Origin of the sequence: Dankookia rubra, from assembly GCF_004355005.1 — a bacterium.
GTDB classification, from domain to species: Bacteria; Pseudomonadota; Alphaproteobacteria; order Acetobacterales; family Acetobacteraceae; genus Paracraurococcus; species Paracraurococcus ruber_A.
The window spans coordinates 1-1154 of the sequence record NZ_SMSJ01000283.1 but is presented as its reverse complement, the minus strand read 5'-3'; the positions used below and the strand labels follow the sequence as shown (position 1 = coordinate 1154).

Annotated in this window: 1 protein-coding gene; it reads left to right on the top strand. The window is 78.2% G+C overall.

Annotated elements, in window-relative coordinates; translation table 11 throughout:
* Nucleotides 1–1154, top strand: a 1154-nt coding sequence (locus E2C06_RS38355) for a hypothetical protein (protein ID WP_193560545.1), incomplete at both ends; no start/stop codon positions are given.

The following is a 1154-nucleotide window of genomic DNA, read 5'->3' as shown; positions in this document are numbered from 1 at the left end:
CCCCCGGCGCTTGCCGCCCCCGCGGCGCCGCCGGCCGCCCCCCCTGCCCCCGCGGCCCCCCCGGCCCTTGCGGCACCCGCCACGCCCGAGCTGCCGGTCGATGCGCTGCCCGCCGTCGCCCGCTTCCGCGCCCTGCTCGGCGCCGGCACCGCCCTCGCCTACCGCGCCGCCGAGCCGATCGACCCGGCGACCGGCAGCGTCCGGCTGCTCGGCGCCACCCTGACACGGGAGGGCGGCAAGGCCACCATCGAGGAGCTGACGCTCGACGGCCTGGGCGAGGCGCGGATCGGCGCCGCCAGCGCGCGGGACGTGACGCTGAGCATGGGCGGCACCATCGCCCGCATCGCCCGGCTGGAGTTGCGCGGGCTGTCGGCGCCCGCCGGCACCGCCGAGTCCCTGGCGCTCGATCAGCTGCGGCTGGAAACGCTGACGGTCGAGGGCGATGCCAGCTTCGCCATCGCCGAGGTGACGCTCGAGGACTATGCCGCCGGCCGGCCGGGGCGGCTGACTCTGGCCGGGATCGACGCGCTGCTGCCGGAGGCCGTGGTGGTGGACCGGGTGCGGATCGGCCGGGTGGCGCTGCGCGGGCTGGACCTGCCGGGCAGCCTCAGCGCCATGGGCAGCCAGACCACGCCGCCGCGCGCCAGCGCGGGCTATGCGGCGGAGGTCGAGGCCTTCCTCGGCACCCTGGCCGGCCAGGCGGTCGGCGGCTTCGGCAGCCTGCGCCTGCAGGGCGACCCGCCGGCCGGCGAGATCGAGACCGGGCGGCTGGCGCTCCGCGACCTGCGCATCGAGCCCTCCCCGCTGCTGGCGGAATGGCTGCGCCGCTTCGGCTATCCGGCGCTGCTCGCCGACCTGACCGCCGAAAGCCGCTACGACCGGACGCGCGGGCGGCTCGAGCTCGGCTCCCTCTCATTGGCCGGACGGGAGATGGGGGTGCTCGGCCTGTCGCTGGTGCTGGAGGGGGTGACGCCGGAAGCCGCCGAGGCGCAGGACTGGGAACAGCTGAAGCTGGCCGGGCTGGCGCTGCGCTTCCTCGACCAGTCGCTGCTCGGCCGGGCGGCGCGCGACGCGGCGCGGCAAGGCCGCACGACCGAGGCGCAGGTGCGCGAGGGCTGGGCCCGGCAGGCCGCCGCCATGCTCGGCGCGGCGCC